The 24376-nt window shown below is 57.8% G+C and carries 25 protein-coding genes and 1 pseudogene; 18 read left to right on the plus strand and 8 right to left on the minus strand.

Annotated features, from left to right (window positions below):
- Positions 1–381 precede the first annotated feature (381 nt).
- The 3 genes from SM765_RS19155 to SM765_RS19165 all read left to right on the plus strand — a co-directional run bounded on the left by SM765_RS19155 (position 382) and on the right by SM765_RS19165 (position 3794).
- On the plus strand, positions 382–1206 hold the full coding sequence (locus tag SM765_RS19155; protein WP_274831683.1) for a flagellin N-terminal helical domain-containing protein: 825 nt from the start codon (positions 382–384) through the stop codon (positions 1204–1206).
- A 496-nt stretch (positions 1207–1702) separates the two neighbouring features.
- Positions 1703–2527 (plus strand): flagellin N-terminal helical domain-containing protein, encoded by an 825-nt coding sequence (locus tag SM765_RS19160; protein ID WP_274831684.1) that lies wholly within the window; start codon positions 1703–1705, stop codon positions 2525–2527.
- Between the two features lie 442 nt (positions 2528–2969).
- A complete protein-coding gene (locus SM765_RS19165; RefSeq protein ID WP_274835472.1) occupies positions 2970–3794 on the plus strand; it encodes a flagellin N-terminal helical domain-containing protein in 825 nt (274 codons plus the stop codon).
- 293 nt (positions 3795–4087) lie between these two features.
- Here the strand turns inward: SM765_RS19165 and SM765_RS19170 are convergent.
- A pseudogene (locus tag SM765_RS19170) lies at positions 4088–4256 on the minus strand (integrase core domain-containing protein); the annotation flags it as partial.
- 501 nt (positions 4257–4757) lie between these two features.
- Here SM765_RS19170 and SM765_RS19175 point away from each other — a divergent pair.
- From SM765_RS19175 to SM765_RS19200, 6 genes are all read left to right on the plus strand, one after another.
- Positions 4758–5582, plus strand: coding sequence for a flagellin N-terminal helical domain-containing protein (locus tag SM765_RS19175; RefSeq protein WP_274829382.1), 825 nt, complete (start codon positions 4758–4760; stop codon positions 5580–5582).
- A 536-nt stretch (positions 5583–6118) separates the two neighbouring features.
- A complete protein-coding gene (locus SM765_RS19180) occupies positions 6119–6943 on the plus strand; it encodes a flagellin N-terminal helical domain-containing protein (RefSeq protein WP_274837899.1) in 825 nt (274 codons plus the stop codon).
- 352 nt (positions 6944–7295) lie between these two features.
- Positions 7296–8120: a flagellin N-terminal helical domain-containing protein gene (locus SM765_RS19185; RefSeq protein ID WP_065272143.1), complete on the plus strand. Its 825-nt coding sequence runs from the start codon at positions 7296–7298 to the stop codon at positions 8118–8120.
- An 82-nt stretch (positions 8121–8202) separates the two neighbouring features.
- Complete coding sequence (flaF, locus tag SM765_RS19190) at positions 8203–8574, plus strand: flagellar biosynthesis regulator FlaF (protein ID WP_274829380.1); 372 nt, start codon at positions 8203–8205, stop codon at positions 8572–8574.
- A gap of 3 nt (positions 8575–8577) precedes the next feature.
- Positions 8578–8982 (plus strand): flagellar biosynthesis repressor FlbT, encoded by a 405-nt coding sequence (flbT, locus tag SM765_RS19195; protein ID WP_065272142.1) that lies wholly within the window; start codon positions 8578–8580, stop codon positions 8980–8982.
- Positions 8979–9794, plus strand: a complete 816-nt coding sequence (locus SM765_RS19200; protein WP_237028363.1) for a DUF1217 domain-containing protein — start codon at positions 8979–8981, stop codon at positions 9792–9794. The genes flbT and SM765_RS19200 overlap by 4 nt, the downstream gene beginning before the upstream one ends.
- 122 nt (positions 9795–9916) lie before the next feature.
- Here the strand turns inward: SM765_RS19200 and SM765_RS19205 are convergent, their stop codons facing one another.
- A complete protein-coding gene (locus tag SM765_RS19205; protein ID WP_274829379.1) occupies positions 9917–11248 on the minus strand; it encodes a FliI/YscN family ATPase in 1332 nt (443 codons plus the stop codon).
- 87 nt (positions 11249–11335) lie between these two features.
- On the opposite strand from SM765_RS19205, the gene SM765_RS19210 reads away from it, so the two are divergent.
- The 9 genes from SM765_RS19210 to SM765_RS19250 are packed head-to-tail and all read left to right on the plus strand — an operon-like array spanning position 11336 to position 15918.
- Entirely contained in the window at positions 11336–11725 is a 390-nt protein-coding gene (locus SM765_RS19210) for a FlgB family protein (protein WP_274831686.1), read from the plus strand.
- Positions 11726–11740: 15 nt separating this feature from the next.
- Complete coding sequence (gene flgC, locus SM765_RS19215) at positions 11741–12133, plus strand: flagellar basal body rod protein FlgC (protein WP_065272140.1); 393 nt, start codon at positions 11741–11743, stop codon at positions 12131–12133.
- 26 nt (positions 12134–12159) lie between these two features.
- A complete protein-coding gene (fliE, locus tag SM765_RS19220) occupies positions 12160–12456 on the plus strand; it encodes a flagellar hook-basal body complex protein FliE (RefSeq protein WP_065272139.1) in 297 nt (98 codons plus the stop codon).
- 3 nt (positions 12457–12459) lie between these two features.
- Positions 12460–12732 (plus strand): flagellar biosynthesis protein FliQ, encoded by a 273-nt coding sequence (fliQ, locus tag SM765_RS19225; RefSeq protein WP_065272138.1) that lies wholly within the window; start codon positions 12460–12462, stop codon positions 12730–12732.
- Positions 12732–13445 (plus strand): flagellar hook-basal body complex protein, encoded by a 714-nt coding sequence (locus SM765_RS19230; protein ID WP_065272137.1) that lies wholly within the window; start codon positions 12732–12734, stop codon positions 13443–13445. Before fliQ ends, SM765_RS19230 begins: the two co-directional genes overlap by 1 nt.
- A 10-nt stretch (positions 13446–13455) precedes the next feature.
- Positions 13456–14241: a flagellar basal-body rod protein FlgG gene (gene flgG, locus SM765_RS19235; protein WP_065272136.1), complete on the plus strand. Its 786-nt coding sequence runs from the start codon at positions 13456–13458 to the stop codon at positions 14239–14241.
- Complete coding sequence (gene flgA, locus SM765_RS19240) at positions 14241–14660, plus strand: flagellar basal body P-ring formation chaperone FlgA (RefSeq protein WP_065272135.1); 420 nt, start codon at positions 14241–14243, stop codon at positions 14658–14660. Before flgG ends, flgA begins: the two co-directional genes overlap by 1 nt.
- Entirely contained in the window at positions 14657–15397 is a 741-nt protein-coding gene (gene flgH / locus SM765_RS19245; protein WP_065272134.1) for a flagellar basal body L-ring protein FlgH, read from the plus strand. The genes flgA and flgH overlap by 4 nt, the downstream gene beginning before the upstream one ends.
- A gap of 8 nt (positions 15398–15405) precedes the next feature.
- Positions 15406–15918 (plus strand): flagellar basal body-associated FliL family protein, encoded by a 513-nt coding sequence (locus SM765_RS19250; protein WP_065272133.1) that lies wholly within the window; start codon positions 15406–15408, stop codon positions 15916–15918.
- Between the two features lie 183 nt (positions 15919–16101).
- Here the strand turns inward: SM765_RS19250 and SM765_RS19255 are convergent, their stop codons facing one another.
- The 6 genes from SM765_RS19255 to motA form a co-directional block, all read right to left on the minus strand.
- Positions 16102–16497, minus strand: coding sequence for a hypothetical protein (locus SM765_RS19255; RefSeq protein WP_065272132.1), 396 nt, complete (start codon positions 16495–16497; stop codon positions 16102–16104).
- A complete protein-coding gene (gene flhB / locus SM765_RS19260) occupies positions 16497–17582 on the minus strand; it encodes a flagellar type III secretion system protein FlhB (protein ID WP_065272131.1) in 1086 nt (361 codons plus the stop codon). The genes SM765_RS19255 and flhB overlap by 1 nt, the downstream gene beginning before the upstream one ends.
- Positions 17579–18358 (minus strand): flagellar biosynthetic protein FliR, encoded by a 780-nt coding sequence (locus tag SM765_RS19265; RefSeq protein WP_065272130.1) that lies wholly within the window; start codon positions 18356–18358, stop codon positions 17579–17581. The genes flhB and SM765_RS19265 overlap by 4 nt, the downstream gene beginning before the upstream one ends.
- Entirely contained in the window at positions 18355–20388 is a 2034-nt protein-coding gene (flhA, locus tag SM765_RS19270) for a flagellar biosynthesis protein FlhA (RefSeq protein ID WP_420480638.1), read from the minus strand. The genes SM765_RS19265 and flhA overlap by 4 nt, the downstream gene beginning before the upstream one ends.
- A gap of 531 nt (positions 20389–20919) precedes the next feature.
- Complete coding sequence (locus SM765_RS19275; RefSeq protein ID WP_274837898.1) at positions 20920–23451, minus strand: tetratricopeptide repeat protein; 2532 nt, start codon at positions 23449–23451, stop codon at positions 20920–20922.
- A complete protein-coding gene (gene motA / locus SM765_RS19280) occupies positions 23448–24317 on the minus strand; it encodes a flagellar motor stator protein MotA (RefSeq protein WP_065272128.1) in 870 nt (289 codons plus the stop codon). Before motA ends, SM765_RS19275 begins: the two co-directional genes overlap by 4 nt.
- Positions 24318–24376 lie beyond the last annotated feature (59 nt).

Below are 24376 nucleotides of genomic sequence, written 5' to 3' on the forward strand. Positions count from 1 at the left end.
AGGTCTCACCAAAGGCCAGTTGAGCCCCCAACCTTGACAAGAGCGAAGAAAAACCGCGCGTCCTGCGGCGAGCGGGTCATTCGGACAGGTCCGGATCTATACGAAGGCGCAGGCCGCAAGACCCGCTTGGCACCGGATTGGATCAAATATTCGAGAGGCATGCAAAAGCATGCACAACTTAGGCGGAATTCTAGAGACCCCAACTCTCGCCGTTAATGTTCCCTTAGAAACTATTGCAGAAAGGTACAATCGCGCCTCGGGAAACGGGGGGGGCGCGGAAGCCGCACGGCTTAACGCATAGTCAGAACGACGTCAGAGACGCCCTTCGGGGCATCAAACACGCGAGACGAAACGTCTCCTAATGCTAAAGGACAAAAAGCTATGACAAGCATTCTGACGAACAACGGCGCAATGGTCGCTCTGCAGACTCTGAACTCCATCAACATGAACCTGGAGAATACCCAGAACGCGATTTCCACCGGTAAGGACGTCGCAACGGCCAAGGACAACTCGGCCATCTGGGCGATCTCGAAGGTCATGGAATCGGATGTTGCCGGCTTCAACGCCGTGGGCGATTCGCTGGCTCTGGGGGAATCCACTGTTGCGGTTGCACTTGCTGGCGCCGAACAGATCACCGACCTTCTGAAAGAGATGAAGGAAAAAGTGGTCAATGCAACCGGGGAGAACGTGGACAGCGGCAAACTCAAAGCCGAAGTCGACGAGCTGAAAAACCAGATCAAAGCAATCTATAAAGGGTCGCAGTTCAACGGTGCGAACCTGCTGAACACCGCCGGCGGTAACCTGACCGTTCTGTCCTCGCTTGATCGCGATTCGACTGGCACGGTCACCGCGTCAAACATCACCGTAAGCTCGGTCAATTTTGAAGCCAGCCTGACGCTGGGCGACGTCGATGTCAGTTCTTCGACAGCCGCTGACGGTTCCATCGCGAAGATTGAGGCTTTGATCCAGACTGCGGTCGACGGCGCCGCTGCCCTGGGTGCTTCGGCAGCTCGCATCGAAAAGCAGTCCGAATTCGTCTCAAAGGTGACTGACGCGATGAAGAGCGGCATCGGTGCGCTGGTGGATACTGATATGGAAGCCGCATCCGCGCGATTAAAGGCGTTGCAGACACAGCAACAGCTAGGCGTACAGGCGCTATCGATTGCCAACTCGGCGCCACAGACCCTACAGCAGCTGTTCCGTTAAACGGCCTGATCCGGGGCGCGCCAGACGCGCCCCGGTCTTTATCCCCGGCCCCTCATCGAAGCGCTCAACAATGTCTCCGACCTGGAGCCCCCCCTTTCGGGAGCGCTAAGCAAGGTCACGCGCGATCAGGACCCATCGAAAACACCATGGGGGCATTCGCTCAGCCGTAGCACGGATGGCGAACCTGCGTCGGCTGCGCAAAGGTCTGGCGGTATAAGTCAGCGCAGACCGCAAGATCCGCTATAGCAACCGGGTGGATCAGAAACTGGAAAATCCTGCGAAAGATCGCACAACTTTGCGACGATTTAACTACCACCCACTCTCCCCATTAGAACTCCCTTAGCAATCTTCATGGCAATGTCTACTTGCGTCCCAGGAACCGGGGTGGCGCGGGAGCCGGATGGCTTAACGCATAGTCAGAAAGACGTCAGAGATGCCCTTCGGGACATCAAACACGCGAGACGAAACGTCTCATATTGCTAAAGGAATAAAAGCTATGACCAGCATTCTGACGAACAACGGCGCAATGGTCGCTCTGCAGACCCTGAACTCCATCAACATGAACCTGGAGAACACCCAGAACGCGATTTCCACCGGTAAGGACGTTGCAACGGCCAAGGACAACTCGGCCATCTGGGCGATCTCGAAGGTCATGGAATCGGATGTTGCCGGCTTCAACGCCGTGGGCGACTCGCTGGCTCTGGGGGAATCCACTGTTGCGGTTGCAACGGCCGGCGCCGAACAGATCACCGAGCTTCTGAGAGAGATGAAGGAAAAAGTGGTCAATGCAACCGGGGAGAACGTGGACAGCGGGAAACTCGAAGCTGAAGTTACCGAGCTGAAAAACCAGATCACCTCGATCATCAAAGGGTCGCAATTTAACGGTGCGAACCTGCTGAACACCGCTGGTGGCGACCTGACCGTTCTGTCCTCGCTGGACCGCGATTCCACGGGTACAGTCACCGCGTCGAACATCACCGTAAGCTCGGTTGATTTTGAAGCCAGCCTGTCCCTGGGGACCATCGATGTTTCAAATTCAACACAGGCTGAACTTTCCATCGCGAAGATTGAGGCTCTGATCCAGACTGCGGTTGACGGCGCCGCCGCCCTGGGTGCTTCGGCAGCCCGCATCGAAAAGCAGGCCGAATTCGTCTCAAAGGTGTCTGACGCGATGAAGAGCGGCATCGGTGCGCTGGTGGATACTGATATGGAAGCCGCATCCGCGCGATTAAAGGCGTTGCAGACGCAGCAACAGCTAGGCGTACAGGCGCTATCGATTGCCAACTCGGCGCCACAGACCCTGCAGCAGCTGTTCCGTTAAACGGCCTGATCTGGGGCGCGCCAGACGCGCCCCGGTTTCCTATTCTCAACACTCATTGATGAGTTCAACACGCATTCCGGTCTGAAACACCCGGCCCTTTGGGAAGTGCTAAGGAAGGTCAGGCGCAATCAAAACCCATCGGAAAGCCCCATTGGGGCCGCCCGACTAAACCAAAAGCCTTGGATCAGAAGCTGGAGAACACTGCGCACCTTTATAACTTAAGAAAAACTCCAGGTAAATTTAGGGAAAAATTTACGAAGCCAAACTCCACGCATTAGGATTCCTTTAGCAATCATCACGGCAAAGTGTCTCTGCGCCTCGGGAAACGGGGGGGCGCGGAGGCCGGACGGCTGAACGCATAGTCAGAAAGACGTCAGAGATGCCCTTCGGGGCAGGGAAAACTCGGGACGAAACGTCTCATATTGCTAAAGGAATAAAAGCTATGACCAGCATTCTGACGAACAACGGCGCAATGGTCGCTCTGCAGACCCTGAAATCCATCAACATGAATCTGGAGGACACCCAGAACGCGATTTCCACCGGTAAAGACGTCGCAACTGCCAAGGACAACTCGGCAATCTGGGCGATTTCGAAAGTCATGGAATCGGACGTTGCAGGTTTCAACGCCGTGGGCGACTCCCTGGCTCTGGGTGAATCCACTGTTGCGGTTGCAACTGCTGGCGCCGAACAGATCACCGACCTTCTGAAAGAGATGAAGGAAAAAGTGGTCAATGCAACCGGCGAGAACGTGGACAGCGGGAAACTCTCCGCTGAAGTCACCGAGCTGAAAAACCAGATCACCTCGATCATCGGATCGTCGCAGTTCAACGGTGCAAACCTGCTGAACACCGCTGGTGGTGACCTGACCGTTCTGTCCTCGCTTGACCGCGATTCCACCGGCACAGTCACCGCGTCGAACATCACCGTAACCTCGGTTGATTTTGAAGCCAACCTGTCCCTGGGAACTGTCGATGTAAGTACTTCGACAGCCGCTGAAAATTCCATCGACGACATTGAAGCTCTGATCCAGACTGCGGTCGACGGCGCCGCCGCCCTGGGTGCTTCGGCAGCCCGCATCGAGAAGCAGTCCGCATTCGTCTCAAAGGTGACTGACGCGATGAAGAGCGGCATCGGTGCGCTGGTGGATGCAGATATGGAAGAAGCGTCCGCGCGATTGAAGGCCCTGCAGACGCAGCAACAGCTGGGTGTACAGGCTCTGTCGATTGCCAACTCGGCACCGCAGACCCTGCAGCAGCTGTTCCGTTAAACGGCCTGATCCGGGGCGCGCCAAGCGCCCCGGTTTCTTTTCTTTAGCCCGTCATCGATGAACGAAGTGTCGGCCTCGGCGAAGGACGCACTGAAAAAGAAAAAGTCATTTTCGCAATGAAACTGCTGATCGAAGAGTTCATCAGTTTTTCCGATCTAGAACGCCAGTCCCTTTCACAGGTGCAGGGCAAGATCACCCGCATTCAGACCCCCATCGAAAAATACCATTGAGGGTATCCTAGGGTGCCCGCATTGAGTGTTCCGATTTGCGTGGCACTTTATCATCTGAATCTGATCCACCATGACAATACATTCGAGCGCTGGCGGCCGATAGCGCTCTGCGCCCCGACCAGGTTGTATTGAGTGCGCCATTGCTCAATCCGCATTGGGCTTCCCGCAGACTGTAGAAGATTTCTCCATTTAGCAACTCGCCGCGGCAACGGACATTGAAGGTCTCGCAGTATTCGTCCCCGACAAGCGCTGCCCCCTGCCCCTACAGCACTTCAACCTGTCGAAATTTCGATGCAGGCTCTTCAGGAATTTTCGTTTCCAGCCATCGCTGATACCTCAAATTTGGGAAAAATTCACGTGGGTTTAGCCCCCTTTCCGGGGCCACTCCAATCCGCTCAGACGGATCACGGATAGCAGGCCGGCGTCGGCTACGCAAAGGTCCGGTGCTATACGACAGCACAGGCCGCAAGACCCGCTTTGGCGCCCGGGTTGGATCAAAAACTGGAGCGGCGCGCCCAAGAAGACACAACCCTTAAGTGATTTCACGGAGGCGTGATCTCCCGATTAGCACTCCCTTAGCAAACGTCACGGCAATGTCCAATCGCGCCTCGGGAAACGGGGAGGGCGCGGAAGCCGCACGGCTTAACGCATAGTCAGAACGACGTCAGAGACGCCCTTCGGGGCATCAAACACGCGAGACGAAACGTCTCATATTGCTAAAGGACTAAAAGCTATGACCAGCATTCTGACGAACAACGGAGCAATGGTCGCTCTGCAGACCCTGAACTCCATCAACATGAACCTGGAGAATACCCAGAACGCGATTTCCACCGGTAAAGACGTCGCAACGGCCAAGGACAACTCGGCCATCTGGGCGATCTCGAAAGTCATGGAATCGGACGTTGCAGGTTTCAACGCCGTGGGCGACTCGCTGGCCCTGGGGGAATCCACTGTTGCGGTTGCAACGGCCGGCGCCGAGCAGATCACCGACCTTCTGAGAGAGATGAAGGAAAAAGTGATCAATGCAACCGGGGAGAACGTGGAAAATGGCAAACTCGACGCCGAAGTTACCGAGCTGAAAAACCAGATCACCTCGATCATCAAAGGGTCGCAGTTCAACGGTGCAAACCTGCTGAACACCGCCGGCGGTAACCTGACCGTTCTGTCCTCGCTTGATCGCGATTCGACTGGCACAGTCACCGCGTCGAACATCACCGTAAGCTCGGTCAATTTTGAAGCCAGCCTGGACCTGACCACCATCAAAGTCGGTACTTCTGCAGAGGCTGACGCTTCCATCGACGACATTGAGAAACTGATCCAGACTGCGGTTGACGGCGCCGCCGCCCTGGGTGCTTCGGCCGCCCGCATCGAAAAGCAGGCCGAATTCGTCTCAAAGGTGTCTGACGCGATGAAGAGCGGCATCGGCGCGCTCGTGGATACTGATATGGAAGCGGCATCCGCGCGATTAAAGGCGTTGCAGACGCAGCAACAGCTAGGCGTACAGGCGCTATCGATTGCAAACTCGGCGCCACAGACCCTGCAGCAGCTGTTCCGTTAAACGGCCTGATCCGGGGCGCGCCAGACGCGCCCCGGTTTCTTATCCTTAGCCCCTCATCGATGAACGAAATGTCGGCCTCGGCGAAGGACGTACTGCCATGGTGGATGGCACTCTGAAAAAGAGAAAAGCCATTCTCGCGCGGAAAGAACAGACGACCAAAAACCTCAACAGTGTTCCGACCTGAAACGCCAGCCCTTTTCGACGGCGTGAGGCAAGGTCACGCGCATTCAGAACCCATCGAAAAGTGCCATTGGGGAGGGGCACCCGCTCAGTCGCAGCACGAATGGCGAACCTGAGCCAGTTGCGTGGCGATTGCAATCAGTGCCCCCCACACGAGCCTCGACGGGCTCACTCCGTGGGAGTATCACCAACGGTCAATAGAGGACCAAACACTGAACAGAGCGAACTAACAACCGCGGACTCAAAGGGGAGCAGGTCACACGGCTTAACGCATAGTCAGAACGACGTCAGAGACGCCCTTCGGGGCATCAAACAAGCGAGACGAAACGTCTCCTAATGCTAAAGGACAAAAAGCTATGACAAGCATTCTGACGAACAACGGCGCAATGGTCGCTCTGCAGACCCTGAACTCCATCAACATGAACCTGGAGAATACCCAGAACGCGATTTCCACCGGTAAGGACGTCGCAACGGCCAAGGACAACTCGGCCATCTGGGCGATCTCGAAAGTCATGGAGTCGGATGTTGCCGGCTTCAACGCCGTGGGCGACTCGCTGGCTCTGGGGGAATCCACTGTTGCGGTTGCACTTGCTGGCGCCGAACAGATCACCGACCTTCTGAAAGAGATGAAGGAAAAAGTGGTCACTGCAACCGGGGAGAACGTGGACAGCGGGAAACTCAAAGCCGAAGTCGACGAGCTGAAAAACCAGATCAAAGCAATCTATAAAGGGTCGCAGTTCAACGGTGCGAACCTGCTGAACAGCGCTGGTGGTGACCTTACTGTTCTGTCCTCGCTGGACCGCGATTCGACTGGCACGGTCACCGCGTCGAACATCACCGTAAGCTCGGTCAATTTTGAAGCCAGCCTAGTCCTGACCGACGTCAAAGTCGGCACTTCGGCAGAGGCTGACGCTTCCATCTCGGTGATCGAGAATCTGATCCAGTTTGCGGTAGACGGCGCCGCCGCCCTGGGTGCCTCGGCAGCCCGTATCGAGAAGCAGGCCGAATTCGTCTCAAAGGTGACTGATGCGATGAAGAGCGGCATCGGCGCGCTGGTGGATACTGATATGGAGGCGGCATCCGCGCGATTAAAGGCGTTGCAGACACAGCAACAGCTAGGTGTACAGGCGCTATCGATTGCCAACTCGGCGCCACAGACCCTGCAGCAGCTGTTCCGTTAAACGGCCTGATCCGGGGCGCGCCAGACGTGCCCCGGTCCTTTTCGTTCCCCCCTGATGGATGAGCTCAACAATTATTGCCGACCAGAACCGCCAGCCCCTTCGGGAGGCAAAGGAAAACCGCGCACAACTTAGAGATGTTGCCGCTGGCAATTACAGAAAATTCTACAGAATCGGTCTCTCCGAATTAGCACTCCCTTAGCAAATATCGCGGCAATGTCCACTTGCACCTTGGAAAACGGGGTGGCGCGCAAGCCGAACGGCAGAACGCACAGTCAGAAAGACGTCAGAGATGCCCTTCGGGGCAGGGAAAACTCGGGACGAAACGTCTCAAAACGCTAAAGGAATGAAAGCTATGACCAGCATTCTGACGAACAACGGCGCAATGGTCGCTCTGCAGACCCTGAACTCCATCAACATGAATCTGGAGAATACCCAGAACGCGATTTCCACCGGTAAGGACGTCGCAACTGCCAAGGACAACTCGGCCATCTGGGCGATCTCGAAAGTCATGGAATCGGACGTTGCAGGTTTCAACGCCGTGGGCGACTCCCTGGCTCTGGGGGAATCCACTGTTGCTGTTGCGACAGCCGGTGCTGAACAGATCACCGAGCTCCTGAAAGAGATGAAGGAAAAAGTGGTCAATGCGACCGGGGAGAACGTGGAAAACGGGAAACTCGAAGCCGAAGTTACCGAGCTGAAAAACCAGATCACCTCGATCATCGCATCGTCGCAGTTCAACGGTGCGAACCTGCTGAACACTGCTGGTGGCGACCTGACCGTTCTGTCCTCGCTGGACCGCGATTCCACCGGTACGGTGACCGCGTCGAACATCACCGTAAGCTCGGTTAATTTTGAAGCCAGCCTAGACCTGACAACCGTAATGGTCGACACTCCCGCAAACGCTGAAGCTTCCATCGACGATATTGAAGCTCTGATCCAGACTGCGGTCGACGGCGCCGCCGCCCTGGGTGCTTCGGCAGCCCGCATCGAGAAGCAATCCGAATTCGTCTCAAAGGTGACTGATGCGATGAAGAGCGGCATCGGTGCGCTGGTGGACGCTGATATGGAAGAAGCATCCGCCCGATTGAAAGCATTGCAAACCCAGCAACAGCTGGGTGTACAGGCTCTGTCGATTGCCAACTCGGCACCACAGACCCTGCAGCAGCTGTTCCGTTAAACGGCCTGATCTGGGGCGCGCCAGACGCGCCCCGGTCCTTTATTCTCAGAGAACCTGAAGAAATAGTACGTTAGGATAACACGTGAATGCCCTTCTGAATGCGAAGCGCGCCTATTCGGCGGCGAAAGCCCCGACCCGCACACCAAAAGACCTGGAGTTCGAGGCAATCGCCCGGATCACGCACCGTATGATCAGTGCTTCCAAACAAGGGTCAAAAGGCTTCACTTCACTTGCCGAAGCTCTCCATGATAACCGAAAACTTTGGCAGATTTTCCGCTCGGATGTTGCCGACTCGGACAATGGGCTTCCAGAAGAACTTAAAGAACAAATCGTATATCTCGCAGCGTTCACAAGCCAACACACCAGCCAAGTACTCTCCCGTAAATCGGGAATTGGCCCCTTGGTAGAAATCAACACAGCCATCATGCGTGGCCTTCGCAGTGGAGCAACCTAAAATATGAGTGGACTTGTTCTGAAACTCGCCCCGAAAGAGCGCGTTCTTGTTAACGGCGCTGTTATTGAAAACGGGGATCGTCGTAGCCGCCTTTCGATTGTAACTCCAGACGCAAACATCCTGCGTCTCCGGGACGCGATCCGTCCCGAAGAGGCAAATACCCCCGTCCGCCGCGTCTGCTATGCAGCGCAGTTGGTCCTGACAGGTGACAGCAATCCCGAAGAAGACCGCCTGCCGATGCTGCGCCGCATCGAAGAGCTCAGTCAGGTTTTCACCGATTCCGACAGCCGTGCGGCACTGGCCGAGGCCACGGAATCTCTGCTGAATGACAACCATTATCGCTGCCTGAAAGCGCTGCGGGCCTTGCTGCCGCGCGAAGAACGCCTGATGGCCATTCGCCCGTCATGATCCTCTACCAGCCAATCATACCCGCCGACGGGATTGTTGGATGGAGAATTCTGCAGGCGACCTACGACAAGCAGTTCGAAACGTTCTCCAACGACACCCTGCTCAAACGCGAGAGCGACTATTTCCGCGAGAATATCGGAAATATCAAAACAGCTGGCGATTTGGTGAAAGACACCCGCTTGCTGGGCATCGCTCTGGGGGCTTTCGGCCTTGACGATCAGCTCCCTATGAAGGCCCTCGTCCAGAAGGTTCTGGAGGAGGGGTCTTCGGCGGATGATGCATTGGCGAACAGATTGGGAGACGACCGCTGGGTTGCCTTCACTGAAGCATTCGGTTTCGGTCCCGGTGACACAGTCAAAACCGGGTCCGTAGAGGACATGGAGAACATCATCTTCTCCAACAAAACCCAGTCTTTCGAAGCCGCGGTCGGCGTACAGAACGAATCCATGCGGATTGCGCTGTTTGCCGAGCGCGAACTGGTCAATATCGCAACCGACCTAAACGAGGACGGCGAGCCAACCTCCATTGATACCAAATGGTACAATATCATCGGTCAGCCCGCCCTTCAGAAGATGTTCCAGACAACGTTCCATCTGCCGCCGAGCTTTATTCAGCTGGACGTGGACCGTCAGCTCGAAATCTACAAGGATCGCGCGCAGAACTTTCTTGGGACCGACGATCTGAGTGTCTATGCCGATCCTGAAAAGATGGAAGAACTGACAACACGCTACCTGGCTCAGGCGCAGCTTGCCGATTACCAATCCTCGCAATCAAGTGCCTCGACCGCGTTGCGGCTGCTCCTTGGCTCCTAGGCGACAAGACACGTCCAAACCATGCAAAAGGCGCCTGTCGGTATTGTTCGACAGGCGCCTTTGTTTTTACCATCCTATTGAGACCATCCAGGCACGGCGCGCCGGCCGCGCCTGGTTCCGTTTCAACGCGCGCCTGCTGCGGCGCGGCGCAAGAGCAGTTTCAGGCGGTCGAAACTGCTCTTCACACCGTTGGGGTCGTCGCGGCCAAAGAAGCCGTCCAGCTCTGGCCAGAGTTTCACTGCCGTATCGAGAACCGGATCCGTCCCTTCTGAATAAAGGCCAGCGCGGATCATGACTTCGGACTGTTCATAAGAGCCGAGGTATTTCCGCACGTCGAGAATCAGATCGTTCTCTTCCTTGGTCGCCGCGGCTGGCAGGCTTCGTGACACCGACCGCGACACATCGATCGCCGGGAAACGGCCGCGTTCCGCGATTTCGCGGTTGAGAACGATATGCCCGTCCAGAACGCCGCGCAGAATGTCGGCGATCGGCTCATCCATATCGGAGCCCGCAACCAGAACGCTGAAGACCGCGGTGATATCGCCCTGATCCCCGGTGCCGGGACCTGCCCGTTCACACATGCCTGTGATCAGCGGCGTTACAGAAGGTGGGAAGCCACGCAGGGCCGGCGCTTCGCCCGAAGCCGCCGAGATTTCGCGGTGGGCTTCGGCAAAACGCGTGACCGAGTCGGCCAGCAGCAGGACGTTCTTGCCTTGGTCGCGGAAATGTTCCGCAATCGTCATTGCCGCCCAGGCACAGCGCCGCCGCACCAGCGGTGATTGATCCGATGTCGCGGCAACAACAACCGCGCGGCGCATACCCTCCGGCCCCAGAACCTGCTCAACAAAGTGATTAACTTCGCGCCCACGCTCCCCGATCAGCGCCATGACGACCACATCGGCCTCCATATGCTGTGCCAATTTTGCCAAAAGCGTCGATTTACCAACACCAGACCCCGCAAAAAGGCCAATCCGCTGACCACGCACAATCGGGAGAATCGTATTGAACACCGACAACCCCGTATCCAGACGCTCTCCCATATGGCGGCGTCCGGCGGCTTTTGGCGGCGGTGTCATCAGGTCACGTGCTTGTGACCCGCGCAGCAATGGCCGCCCATCAAGGGGCTCTCCGAAAGGATCGATAACGCGCCCGATCCAGTTGTCACTTGGTGCAAACTGCGGCGCAGGATAGAGAAGAACCGCATCCCCGATCGCGACACGATCCGGAGTTTTGTCTGACAACATACTGATTTTGCTTGCTTCAATCTTCAGAACCTCGCCATGAAGTTCGTCATTTGGACCGCGACGCAACACCAGACGATCCCCGATGCGGGCGATATTCTGCAGGCCTGAAATCTCGATCTCACCGCCAACAATACCAATCACACGCCCGACCGGCGTCGACAGCCGTTTGCTGGCGATTTCTTCAGTCATGGCTTTCAGCTCAGCAATCATTGTCCTGGCCTCCAATTGTTTCCTGCAACAATTTCTAAAGGAATCGGGGTTAAGCCTTGATTGAAATTGATCGAGGGAGAAGCCCCGGTGTTTACGGAACTGAATGTTTTTAAAATCGCATATGCCATGGCGACCCATGCGGGTAAGCGCCAGGCTCTGGTGTCGCAGAACGTCGCGAATGCGGACACCCCTGGCTATCATGCCAAGGACATCAAACCCTTCAAGGAAGTCTACGCTGCAAAGGCACGGCCCGGCGACATGATCGCCAGCCGCGGCTCTCATCTGAATGGCGCCTCCGGCGTCGGCATGGATTGGGCGGTGACAGAATCGGTAGATGGCAGCGACCCCAACGACAACTCCGTCTCGATCGAGACAGAGATTCTGAAAGGGGTCGAAACGAAGCGCCAGCACGATCGGGCACTGGCGATCTACAAGTCGTCGATGAACGTCCTGCGCACCAGCATCCGCACCACCTAGACCGAGGGCTGATCCATGAGCGAATTTGCCAAATCCCTGAGCGTAACCGCCAGCGGCCTTCAGGCCCAAGCCAAACGTCTGCGCCACGTATCTGAGAACATCTCCAACGCCGACACCCCCGGTTACCGCCGCAAGACTGTGCCGTTCCAGGCCGTGCGCGACATCAACACCGATGTCGAAAGTGTCAAGGTCGGCCGCGTATCGCTGGACCGCAGCGAATTGGAACAGGTCTATGACCCCTCGCACCCGCTTGCCGATGAAAGCGGCCACTACAAGGGCTCCAACGTAGATCTGATGATCGAAATCGCAGACGCCCGTGAAGCCCAGCGCAGCTACGAAGCTAACCTCAAAATGTTCGACCAGACGCGGCAGATGTCGTCGTCCTTGATGGACCTGTTGAGAAAATAAACTCCCCCTGAACCAGGAGATCCAGAATGGATATTCGCACTCTTTCCGCCGCAACCGGCTATGCCGCCGCCCGCCCTGCAACGCAGGCAGATCCGGAATTCACCGGCGCCACACCGGGTGAACGGGCCAAGGCGAGCTTTGAAAACTTCACCAACACGCTGCAGCAGGGTGAACAGATGTCCGTGCAGGCCATGACTGGCAACGGCGACCCCCACGCGCTGGTGCAGGCGCTGGCACAAACGGAACTGGCGGTAGAAACCGCAGTGACCGTCCGCAACAAGGTGGTCGAAGCCTACCAGGAAATCCTGCGGATGCCGGTCTAAGCCATGATGAGTGAGGGCGTTTTCTACGACACGTTGCGGCAGGCCCTTTGGGCAGCCGTAGTGATGTCGACGCCGATTCTGGTCGTGGCACTGGTCGTCGGCCTGGCCGTCGGCCTGTTTCAAGCTCTGACATCGGTTCAGGAAATGACGCTGACCTTCGTGCCCAAACTGGTCGCGATCCTCATCGTTTTCTGGATGTCGATGGGCTTCATGACACAAACACTCGTGGCGTTTTTCAACGGCCACGTCATTCCAATGATTTCCGGAGGTTCGTGATGGAAACCGCAGGGTATGCAACACTGTCCCGTCAAACCGGCCTGATGCGTGAAATGCGGGTGGTGGCGAACAATATCGCCAACTCCGCAACCACGGGCTATCGCTCCGAAGGGCTGATTTTTTCGGAATACGTGCAATCAGCGCCAGGGCAGCAATCCATGTCGATGGCACGCGCGAATATTCACAACACCTCGATGGAGCAGGGCCAGCTGACCAAGACCAACGGAACCTTCGATTTTGCGATCGAAGGCGATGCCTTCTTCATGGTCGAAACCCCGCAAGGTCAGCGGCTGACCCGCTCCGGCGCGTTTTCATCCAATGCCCAAGGGGATCTGGTCACCATGGATGGCCACCGGGTGATGGATGCCGGTGGCGCACCGCTGTTTGTGCCGACGGATGCCGAATCCTTCCAGGTCGGCTCTGACGGCACGCTCAGTGCAGATGGCCAGCCCCTGGGCCAGATCGGTCTGTTCAAGCCGGTCGAGATGCACACCATGTCCCGCGAAGACGGGGTGATGTTCCGCGTCGATGGCGAAATCGAACCCGCACTTGAAGGCCGGGTCCTGCAAGGATTTCTCGAAGGATCGAACGTGAATGCCATTCAACAGGTGTCGCGCATGATCGAAATCCAACGGGCCTATGAAATGGGCCAAAGCTTTCTGACAACCGAAGACGAGCGCATCCGCGCCGCCATCAAGAACCTGATCAAGTAGGAGAAACACCATGCGTGCCCTTAAAATCGCGGCCACCGGTATGAGCGCACAGCAGCTGCGTGTCGAAACCATTTCGAACAACCTCGCGAATATGAACACCACCGCCTACAACGCACGGCGGGCGGAGTTCGCCGACCTGCACTATCAGCAGGTGTCGCGGGCGGGCACGGTGAATGCCTCGGATGGGACCGTTCTTCCCACCGGTGTTCAGGTTGGCCTTGGTGTGCGTCCCGCTGCCATCTCGGTTCATCTGTCGCAGGGGCCGCTGCAGGAAACCAACAATGACCTGGATGTGGCCATCGACGGTAAAGGTTATCTGGAAGTCACCCTGCCCTCTGGTCAGACCGCATACACCCGCGATGGTGCCCTGAAACAATCTGGAGAAGGGCTGATCGTCACCTCTGACGGCTATACCGTTTCTCCTGAAATCACCATTCCGGATGATGCCCGCAGCATTTCGATCAACGCCGAAGGTGAAGTTTACGCCTATTTCGACGAAACCGCCGAAGGTCAGATCCTGGGCCAGCTGACCCTCGCGGGTTTCTCCAACCCCAAGGGGCTGGAGGCGATCGGCAGCAACCTCTTCACTGAGACCGAAGCTTCCGGGGCACCTCTGGTTGCCACTGCGGGCGAAGACGGTCTTGGCACCCTGCGTCAGGGTTATCTGGAGGCCAGTTCGGTCGATGCGGTGCGCGAAGTCACCGAACTGATCGAAGCGCAGCGCGGCTATGAAATGAACGCCAAGGTCATCTCGGCAGTCGACCAGATGATGGGCGCAACCACACAGGTCCGCTGATGAAACTCAAGCTCGCCCTCCTTGTGACGCTGATCGCGCAGACCGCCTGGGCCGATATCCTGGTTCCGGTTCGCACGGTACGCCCCAAGGAAATTCTGACGGCATCGGATCTGGCGCTCAAACCCGGCGAGGTTCTGGGTGCCCTGTCCGACCCCGAAGAGGTGATCGGTCAGGAAGCCCGCGTTGCGCTTTATCCGGGTCGCCCGTTGCGGCCCGGCGATGTTGGCCCCCCGGCCATCGTCGAGCGCAACGACATGGTGATTCTGACCTTCGTTCAGGGTGGGCTTTCCATTTCCGCCGAAGGGCGCGCGCTTGGACGCGGCGCCGAGGGCGAACTGATCCGCGTGATGAATCTGGCATCACGCACCACTGTAACCGGACGCATAGCAGCCGACGGATCCGTCGAGGTACGAAAATGAAACACACAGCATTCACTTCCAAAGCCGCCCTGGCAGGGCTGATCATTCTCGGCGCTTGTGGGCGGGCTGATCACCTTGGCAAGCCACCGTCGTTTTCGCCGGCCAATGAATCCTCCGAACATGTCGCGATGCTCTGGCAGGGCCTGCCGCAGGACAGCCAACCGCGGCGCGCGGTCGATAGCGCCTCTTTGTGGAGCGGTTCGCAACAGTCCCTACTGGGCGACCGCCGCGCCATCAAGAAGGGCGACATCATGACCGTGGTCATCGAGATTGATGAAACGGCCGAGATCAAGAACGACACCGCGCGCTCCCGCTCCGGCTCGGAAAGCATGGCACTGCCGCAGCTTCTGGGGCTGCCTCAGCGCCTGGATCGTCACCTTCCGGATGGAGCCAGCGCCTCGAACGCGGTGGAACTTGGCAGCTCCAGCTCGGCTGCGGGCAAGGGATCGGTGAAACGCAGCGAAAAACTGGAACTGCGGGTGGCAGCCACCGTGGTTGACGTACTGCCAAACGGAGTTTTGGCGATCAGCGGCTCGCAGGAGTTGCGAGTGAACTTCGAAATGCGCGAACTTCTAGTGTCCGGCTATGTACGGCCGCAGGATATCAGCCGCCAGAACGAGATCACATACGACAAGATCGCGTCGGCCCGCGTGTCCTACGGCGGTCGCGGCCAGATCACCGACATGCAGCAACCGCGTTACGGCCAACAGGTCCTGGACGCCATCCTGCCATTCTGAGGTAAACCATGCTTGCAAAGATACTGCCTCTCATCCTGCTGATTGTGGGCACCGGCGCTGGAATTGGCGCCGGGATCATGATGGCGCCCGAACCGGCCCCCGAGCATGAAATGGCCTCAACCGGGGAAGAACACATGGCCCCGCCGACGGAAACTATGGACGACGGGCATGGCGCCGCCGAGTCCATGGAGGGTGGAGAGCATGATTACGTCAAGATCCCGAACCAGTTCATCGTTCCCGTTGTTGAACACGACGAACTGACCTCTTTGGTTGTGATCACTCTCAGCCTGGAAACAAAACCCGGTATGGCGGATAAAATTCGCACCTTTGAACCCAAACTACGCGATGTATTCCTGCAGGTACTGTTTGACCATGCAAACATGGGCGGCTTCAAAGGCGCGTTCACTCGCTCTGACGTGATGCACCCCCTACGCACGGCGCTGCGTGAAGCCGCACAGCGGCAGCTTGGACATGACGTCTATGACGTCCTGATCATGGATATGACCCGCCAAGACGTCTGATACAACTTACCTATATACAACAAAAAGGCCGGACCTTGATTGGTCCGGCCTTTTGCGTTTCGCCTGTCACTGTTTCGTTTCGCCAATACGTTTCGCCTGCCACCAAAACTGTGTGACCTTGCCTGGAGACCTCTCCGCGCCGCTCCTGTTTCAGAGCTGGTCGAGCGCGCCCAGCACCCGGACTTAATTCAACAACTTTTCCTGCAGCGCCTTAATACGCGCGGCCTTGTGCAGATCGCGTTCGGCCTTGGCCATGTCCGCAATGGCGGTCTTGCGGCCAAAGGATTTGCGCAGCTTGTCCATAGCCATCAGCTTCTTTGCCGTGACCTGGGCCAGTTCGGTGTTCAGTTCCCGCTTTGCCCGGGTGTGCCAGCCTTCCCACAGCAGATCAGCGCCCAACGCTTTCATCATGTGGTTTTCATCTGCTTCACTGCGTGTGGCCTGCACATGGGCGTTCAGCTTGGTAAGCTGCCCACGCAAACGGGCTTCCTCATCCAGAATCGGCTTCACCCGCGCATGTTCGCGCAGATATTGCGCCGCAGTCACCGCTGCCATTTGATCCAGCATCTTCTGTTTCATCAGACCCCTCCTTTCGCCCGCTGGCGCATGGCCTCGGCAAACCGGATGGCCGCCGCAACAGGAGCATAGTGCTCTTCCATGATTTCCTCACCGATTTCGATGGTGGCGTGCAACGCCCGGGCAGTGGGCGGATCACTGTGGATCGGTACCGCATGTTCGTTGGCAACCCGGCGGATTGCGGCGGCAACTTCATCCACCCCTTTGGCAACGCATTTCGGCGCAGAGCCTTTTTCCCGGCTCCACTGCAGCGCAACCGCATAGTGGGTCGGGTTGACGATCACCACATCGGCCTTGGGAACATCAGCCATCATCTGACCCATGGCGATTTGCTGGCCCTTCTGACGGCGTTGCCCCTTCACATGTGGATCGCCTTCGGAATCCTTCACCTCATCCTGGATTTCCTGGCGCGACATCATGTTCTTACGTATGTGCTCGGCGTGCTGAAACACCGCATCCACGACACCGACAGGCAATGCGAGCAACAGGGCGATAATAAGAAATTCCATTCCCAGCTGCGCCAACATCGCGACGACGGAAAAGGCACCCGTTCCGGAGGAGGCAATCATCTCTGGCAACCGGTAACTAAGATAGACACCAAGACAAATCGAATAGAGAACCAGCTTTACGAAGCTCTTGAGAAACTCAAACAATCCAGCACGGCCGAATTTGTTCTTCGCGTTCGAAATGATAGAGATCTTTGACATCTTCGGCTCCAGCTTGCTGGGCGCAAAGACCAGCGCGCGCTGTGCCAAGATCGACAACAGCACCGCACCAAAGGGCAGAATGAAGATCGGCAAAATAGGTATCACCAAAGCCATCAGGATCCCGCCGACGGGGGCGCTTGCGGCGCCGGTGAACATTTGCTGGGCCAGCCGGTCGGGTTGATCCAACAGGGATATCAGCACCGTTCCGAAGCCCTCGACCATGCCACTGCCAGAAACATATAAAGCCACGACCAGCCCCAGATAGGCAGCCGCAACCGACAGATCGGTGGATTTGGCAACCTCGCCTTTTTCCCGTGCCTTCTGGAGCTTCTGCGCCGTCGGCTCGAATGACTTATCTGAGTCGTCGTCACCACCGCTCATGGTATGTTGCCTCCCGGATTGGCAAGGAACGTCATCAACGCCCGAACCCAGACATCCAAGATCACCGGGCTGCCGACCATCAAAATAAACAAGCCGCCAAAGGTGATCACCGGCGCCCCGACAAAGGCCACCATCAGCTGTGGCATCGCACGGTTAATGACGCCAAGTGCCAGATTGTAGATTACCGCCGTAATCAGGAAAGGTGCCGCAAGGGTAAATGCCATGTAATAGCTTTTGGCAACCCGGTGGACGCCCCATTCAGAAAGACCGCCCGCCGCCGGGAAAACCCCGGCCGGAAAGGCGTCGTAGGAGTAGATCATGAATTCTGCCACCCGCACGTGCAGGCCCATCATCACTGCCAGCGCCAGGCCAGAGATTAAAAGAACAGCGCCAAGGGCCGGCATCGGTTCTGCGCCGATACCGCCCAACACCTGCGACAGCGAGGTACTTTGCGCGGCGATGGTGCCGGCGGTCTGGAGACCGTGAACAAAGAACCGGATCCCGACGCCAAGCGCCAACCCGACAACAGCCTCGCTGGCGGCGTACCCTGCAAACTGCAAGGCGCTTGTGGGCTCGGGGATTGCGGGCAGCGCAGGGGCCACAATCGCGGTAAAGGCAATGGATAGCGCCAATTTAACCCGCATCGACACATATTGCTCACCAAAGGCGGGCAGCACGGACACGATCGCCGAGATCCGCAAAAACACGATGGCCGCGTGCCAGAAGCCCGCCCCCAGAAGCGCAACCAGCCCTGGGGGAAGATCCAGCAGGTTCATGCTTGCACCATCCCCACGAGCGCCGGGCGGGCCTCCAGCCCGATTTCCTCGAAGGACAGCACCGGGTTGGTAATGCCGCGCGACTTCAGGATCGTGCGCAGATAACGGCGGCGGCGGGTCGAGGTGACAACCGCAGCAAAAATCCCCTGCTCGGTAATCGTGTTGAGCCGCTCGCTCAACCCTTCGGCCAAGCGGTTGAACATGTCGGGCGGCAGCGCGATATCCATCCCCCCGCCCTGGATGTCCACCTGATAGGTCGAGAAGGTGTCTTCCCATTCCGGCGCCAGTTGGATCAGCGGAATGGTACCATCTTCGCGCTTCATCTCTGCCACCAGTTGGAACCCCATGCGCTGACGCACGTGCTCGCAGATCAGTTCAGGCTGGGTGGTGTGCACCCGTGCCTCTGCAATGGCTTCAAGGATCAGCGGCAGATTCCGGATCGACACGCGTTCATCCAGCAGCAGGCGCAGCACCGAATGTAGAGTGTCCATAGGCACCTTGTCCGGCACCAGATCATCCAGGAGCTTGCGGTTTGCCTCGGCCCGGAAAGCATCCGACAGCTCGGTCATTTCGTTCAGCAGACGGCGCAGCGATTTCAGGGTCAACAGCCGCGAGAAGTTCTGTTTGATCACCTCAAGCAGGTGAGTGGCCAGGATTTCGGGCGGCGTTACCACGGTCGCGCCCGCAACGGCAGCCGCATCCTGATTCTGGGCTCCGATCCACCGGGCGGGAGCGCCGTAGACAGGTTCTGTCACATCGGTTCCGGGCGGCAGTGCCGAATGGTTGTCCGGCATCAACGCCAGCACCATATCCGGGTGCAGCGTGCCACGGGCCTGTTCCACACCCTGAACCTTCACCACATAGGTTCCCATCTCAAGATCCGCCTGATCCGTCAGCCGGATTTCCGGCAGGATCAGACCGAAACTGGTGGCGATATGGGTTCGCATATTGGCAATCCGCGCATCCAGCCCGGTGCCCTCATCCAGAACCATACTCACCAGATCCGGTGCGAACTCCAGGTGCAGATCGTCAAGGTCAAGAATATCACCAAGCGCCTTGGACGGCGCCGGATTGGCCGCCTCTTCAAGCTGTTCTTCAACCTCGGCCTCTTCGGCGCTCTGTTTTTTCATCTGAATGCGATACGCCGCAAAGCCCAGAGCCGCGCCGCCAACGATGAAGGGCAGGAACGGCAAACCGGGCACCAGCGCGAAGAGAACCATCAGAACCGCAACGGTGGTCAAAGCGGCCGGGTGTTTGCCGAACTGTTCGAACAGGGCGATATCGGTGGCGCCGGTAGCACCGCCGCGCGCCAGCAGCAGGGCCGCGGCAATGGAAATGATTACCGACGGGATCTGCGAAACCAGACCGTCGCCGACGGTCAGGATGGCGTAGGTTTCAAAGGCGCTGCCCACCGGCATGCCATGCACCAGAACACCCATCACCAGACCCATCACCAGGTTCAGCAGGGTGATCAGCAGACCGGCAACCGCATCGCCTTTGACGAACTTCGATGCACCATCAAGCGAGCCAAAGAATGTGGTTTCGCGCTGGTCATTTTCACGGCGAGCCCGGGCGGTGGCATGGTCAATGGCACCAGCGGACATATCGCTGTCGATGGCCAGCTGCTTACCCGGCATACCGTCCAGTGCGAAACGGGCGCCCACCTCGGCCATCCGGGCCGCGCCCTTCGTGATGACCATGAAGTTCACGATCAGCAGCACCCCAAAGACCACGAGGCCCAGGAAAACACTGCCGCCCATCACGAATTGGGCAAAGCCCTGGATAACATCACCAGCCGCATCGGTCCCGGTGTGACCCTGACCAATGATGAGTTTCGTGGAGGAGACGTTCAGTGACAGCCGCAACATCAGAGAGGCCAGCAGGATCGTCGGGAAGGACGAGAAATCCAGTGGCCTTTCAATGAACAGCGTGATGGTGAAGATCAGAATCGCCAGACCAAAGGAGGCAGCAAGACCAACGTCCAGCACCCAGGACGGCATCGGCAGAATCATCATCACGATGATCGCCATCAATGCCAGCGCCAGCAGCACGGTGGGGCTAAACAGCTGTTGAGGTGTGATTTTGGGCACCTGTAATGTCCCCTATTTCAAAGATGTCAGTGCAGGCCGGGCAGGTGCCACGGCATGCTGGGAATATGTTGAAGACCGCACGGCAGAGGGCAGCTGCCCGGTCCTGGACCAGCGCCGAGAGCGTAGCGAACGGGAAGGACGCAGCGCGCAGCTGTTCGCGCGGGGGATACCACCCCCGGCCTGTTCAAGCGTTGAGAAAGCGGAGAAAGCGACAGCCGTGTCGCCGGGGCGCAGCCTGTCGAGTGAAGCAGAATCACCCAAAGACGGCGGGACCTGCTCAAGGTGCAACGGTTGCCCAAAGCGCCGCCGCCCAATCAGGCGTATTCTATGTTGTTTTTCCGGCATTCTGCCCGTTCCAATTGCGGATTCATCCGCGGTTCAAGCTAGGCAAAGACGGTTTACAAACCGTTATCACCCAACGCAAAGACCGCCCTCAAAAGAGAGCGGTCCATGATCTAAAGGAGCCTTCGATTACTCTGTTTCAGCGCGTGCGGCTTTCAGCTGTTTCAGCAGATCTTCGATCCCGCCGCGGGTGCCCTGGCTGCTTTCGACAAGTGCACGGGCATGGGCCAGCGGTGTCAGACCTTCGGGATCCTTCGCTGTCTCGCCGATTTCTGTAGTCATGTCGGCAACTTGCCGGAACGGAGTTCCCTCATCCGCTTCCAACGACTGGATCGCTTCCAGGTTTTCGGAGTGCCAGAAGCCGCGGGCCGCCGCGTTCTTGTCCTCTGCGACCTGCATGTATTCACCCGACCGGCCGTATTCACCATTGCGCCACAGCGCCTCGGCGCGCAGACGGTTGGCCTCGGTACTCTCCAGCCCCATCAGTTCAACCAGAGCCCGCTGAGGCTTATTCAACGCCAGAGCTGCTTCGGCCAGCATCTCGCGGCGTTTCTCGTTTTCGGGCTCCAGCGCCAGTTTCTTCAGCAGGGACATGGCCTGCTCTGCAAATCCGAGATCCAGCAACCGGCGCGCGATGATATCTGCGACCGGCGCCGCTTCTCTGGCGGTGGATTGCATCGCAAAGACGAGCGCATACTGAAGGAAGGTTACGTCGTCCGCGCGCTCAGTCAGAAGAGTCATCAAAGGTTCCAGAGCGGCCGTGCGGGCGGCCGGACCATCGCGGTTGCTGAGTTCCTTCAGCTCTTGGAATGCATCGTGGAAACGTCCGGTGAGCGCCAGGGCTGTGATCTCGGCCTTGCGCAGATCCGCCCCCAGTTCGCCGTCGCGATTCTCGTGCTCATAAGAGCCGACAACATCCGGCACGTCCGGCGACAGAGCCTTGCCTTCCTTATAGCTGAGCGCAATCAGCTCAATCAGGGCAACCGGAGTATTCTCTGTGCGTTCCGCAACAGCTTCGGTCAGTTTTTCCGCAGCCTTTTCCGTGTCCCCTTCCAGATCCGCAATCGCGGCCTCGGCCATGTTCAATTCCGGCACGTGATCAACACCGGTCCGGTTCACCGACCTCAGGATCGCCCCGGCTACATGATATTGCTCTGCCTCGGAAAAGAGAGAACTAACCTTGGGGCCAAGGTGCACCCGCAGATGTACAGGCAAACGCCCAAACGCCTGCTGAATGGCATCGGTATTGGCACCTTTCTTGATTTCACCATCCGCCAATACCGACCACAGGGTAGTGTCGCCATCACAGATTTGCTGTCCGGAAAACGGATGGTTTATCGGCAATGTCTCGCCTTCAACGAGATCCGCCAAAGCATTCAGGATATTTTTGTTTTCCGGTGTCAGCCGGTCCTCGGGCATGGCTTGGATCATCGCCTTGGCTTCGGCGCCAAAGCCGAAAAAAATGTAGAGTTTCGCCAAGGCCAACACACCTGCCGGATTAACGTCGTCAAACTCGCGAACTAACGCACTGCGCAGCGGTCCCACCTGATCGGCAAAGGAGCTGTCATTGCCCCAGTTGTATACGGCGATACCATGATCAGGCAGGCACAATTCGGATTCATCCTCTTCGTCACGGGCGCGGGCGAGAAGCCCCGCCTCCCGATCGACTGCGGATGTAATGGAGATATTATCCAGTGGATCCAGTGGACGCCCATCCCGGTCCAGCGGATTGATCTGCCGCTGTCCGGCATCGATCTGCCCACCGGCGATGGCGATGTCCAAAAGACCCTGGTTCGCGGCCCGGCCAATCTGACGCAGCAGGCGCTGTTCAGAGGCGTTCACGGTCGCAGCGCGGGCCGATTCTTCCATATCGAGAAGCAGATTCACTTCCGGCAACGTCATCGGATTCTGCGGCTCGCCCATATTGGCCTTGACGGGATCCGGCGTCGGCACATTGCTTGCTTCGGCACGCGGCTCCAACGGCAATAGCGCAGGCAGACGTAACTGTTCGGCGCTCGTTGCGGCGTGCATTTCAGACTGGGCGACGGGCGCCTCTACACGAGTTGTACTGGTTGCTGGCGCGGGTGGTGCGCTGCGTTCCACCGCAGCAGCGAGGTCCAGCGCGAGGCGGGCATCCGCGATGGCGCTTTGTCCCAGATTGAACCGGTAACCGGATGTCGGTTGCTCGGTTTTCGGCTCCTCGGCGGTTTGCAAAGGAAGGGAGGGCACGAAGGGCCGACCACTGCCTACGGCGGCACCACTGCCTGCCGTGGAATAGACTGGTTCATCGTTGCCATCACGGATATCGATCACGAGATAGCCATCGCGTTGCACGTAAGACCGGATTTCGCAGTTGCAGCCCAGATCCATCCGCAACGGCTGCCCGGGCGCGGCCTGCCCGATGGCCTGCAACCGGTCCCGTGGGATCAGGTTGAAAACGCGGGACGTGTCATAAACAATGTCCCGGGCGCCGATGTTCAATATCGCACTCCGGCCACTTTGTGTCAGCGACCAGTCCGCCCCATTGGGCAGACGCATAACCAGCCGGGAAAATCCGTCGTGTTCACCTGAGCGGGCCACGATCGTCTGGGCCCGGGCTTCGCCCGAGACCAGAAGACTGGCCAAAACTGTGGCAGTTATCGCGAGTGCGCGCCAAATCATGCTGCGTCCTGTTTCACCGATCTGAGAGCTTCTTCCAGTTCCGAAAAACCGGGGCGGATGTGAGACGGGGTATTCTGACGCCCGACCTCGATGCAAATTGCTGCCGCGTGGTTATGCAGGTTGGCCACCAGTACTTCGCGGATCAGCTGATAGAAATGCGCGTCTTCCTCGGTCACCGATTTGACCTTGCTGGCGAAGGGGCCAACCAGGCCATAGGCCAGGAACACGCCAAGGAAGGTACCGACCAGGGCGCCGCCGATCATCTTGCCCAGAACCTCTGGCGGCTGGTCGATCGAGGCCATGGTCTTAATCACACCCAGAACCGCCGCAACAATCCCCAGGGCCGGCAGGCCGTCTGCCATGGTCTGAAGCGCGTGGCTGCCGTGCATTGCGTGGTGCAGGTTGGCTTCCATCCGCTTTTCCAGAACTTCCTCGACCTGATGCGGGTCGTCGTAGTTCATCGAGGCCGAGCGCATGGTGTCGCAAATCAGATTCACCACTTCTTTGTCGGCCACGATTTTCGGATATTTATTGAACACCGACGAATTCTCGGGGTCTTCGATATGCTGCTCCACCTCGACCGGGTTCGCGCGGGCGATCCGGATCAGGGAAAAGAGCAGGCACAGAAGATCTCGGTAATCATCCGGCTTCCACTTGGGGCCCTTGAAGACTTTTCCAACGTCTTTGAGCGTGTGTTTGATACCGCTCATGTCATTGCTGATAAGAAAGGCGCCGACCGCTGCCCCGCCAATCATCATCAGCTCAAAAGGAAGCGACTTCAGGATGATGCCCATCTTGCCGCCAGCCATCAGATATCCGCCAAAAACCATGGCAAAGATGACGACAATACCTATAATCCCGATCACAGGTTCACTCCGAATTGTGTTGCTTTATAGAAGCTTAGGTGAGTCTGATTAAAAAAGAC

The organism is Pseudophaeobacter sp. 1A09344, assembly GCF_041008745.1.
Taxonomy (GTDB): Bacteria; Pseudomonadota; Alphaproteobacteria; order Rhodobacterales; family Rhodobacteraceae; genus Phycobacter; species Phycobacter gallaeciensis_A.

Coding starts and splice junctions, on each gene's coding strand:
- flhA (WP_420480638.1), bottom strand. CDS start 20,388: ATGGCGATCATCGTGATGATGATTCTGCCGATGCCGTCCTGGGTGCTG.
- SM765_RS19250 (WP_065272133.1), top strand. CDS start 15,406: ATGCTTGCAAAGATACTGCCTCTCATCCTGCTGATTGTGGGCACCGGC.
- fliQ (WP_065272138.1), top strand. CDS start 12,460: ATGATGAGTGAGGGCGTTTTCTACGACACGTTGCGGCAGGCCCTTTGG.
- SM765_RS19165 (WP_274835472.1), top strand. CDS start 2,970: ATGACCAGCATTCTGACGAACAACGGCGCAATGGTCGCTCTGCAGACC.
- SM765_RS19255 (WP_065272132.1), bottom strand. CDS start 16,497: ATGAAACAGAAGATGCTGGATCAAATGGCAGCGGTGACTGCGGCGCAA.
- fliE (WP_065272139.1), top strand. CDS start 12,160: ATGGATATTCGCACTCTTTCCGCCGCAACCGGCTATGCCGCCGCCCGC.
- SM765_RS19265 (WP_065272130.1), bottom strand. CDS start 18,358: ATGAACCTGCTGGATCTTCCCCCAGGGCTGGTTGCGCTTCTGGGGGCG.
- SM765_RS19185 (WP_065272143.1), top strand. CDS start 7,296: ATGACCAGCATTCTGACGAACAACGGCGCAATGGTCGCTCTGCAGACC.
- flgA (WP_065272135.1), top strand. CDS start 14,241: ATGAAACTCAAGCTCGCCCTCCTTGTGACGCTGATCGCGCAGACCGCC.
- SM765_RS19275 (WP_274837898.1), bottom strand. CDS start 23,451: ATGATTTGGCGCGCACTCGCGATAACTGCCACAGTTTTGGCCAGTCTT.
- SM765_RS19155 (WP_274831683.1), top strand. CDS start 382: ATGACAAGCATTCTGACGAACAACGGCGCAATGGTCGCTCTGCAGACT.
- flgH (WP_065272134.1), top strand. CDS start 14,657: ATGAAACACACAGCATTCACTTCCAAAGCCGCCCTGGCAGGGCTGATC.
- SM765_RS19175 (WP_274829382.1), top strand. CDS start 4,758: ATGACCAGCATTCTGACGAACAACGGAGCAATGGTCGCTCTGCAGACC.
- SM765_RS19200 (WP_237028363.1), top strand. CDS start 8,979: ATGATCCTCTACCAGCCAATCATACCCGCCGACGGGATTGTTGGATGG.
- flgG (WP_065272136.1), top strand. CDS start 13,456: ATGCGTGCCCTTAAAATCGCGGCCACCGGTATGAGCGCACAGCAGCTG.
- SM765_RS19180 (WP_274837899.1), top strand. CDS start 6,119: ATGACAAGCATTCTGACGAACAACGGCGCAATGGTCGCTCTGCAGACC.
- flbT (WP_065272142.1), top strand. CDS start 8,578: ATGAGTGGACTTGTTCTGAAACTCGCCCCGAAAGAGCGCGTTCTTGTT.
- SM765_RS19160 (WP_274831684.1), top strand. CDS start 1,703: ATGACCAGCATTCTGACGAACAACGGCGCAATGGTCGCTCTGCAGACC.
- flgC (WP_065272140.1), top strand. CDS start 11,741: ATGAGCGAATTTGCCAAATCCCTGAGCGTAACCGCCAGCGGCCTTCAG.
- flhB (WP_065272131.1), bottom strand. CDS start 17,582: ATGAGCGGTGGTGACGACGACTCAGATAAGTCATTCGAGCCGACGGCG.
- SM765_RS19230 (WP_065272137.1), top strand. CDS start 12,732: ATGGAAACCGCAGGGTATGCAACACTGTCCCGTCAAACCGGCCTGATG.
- SM765_RS19205 (WP_274829379.1), bottom strand. CDS start 11,248: ATGATTGCTGAGCTGAAAGCCATGACTGAAGAAATCGCCAGCAAACGG.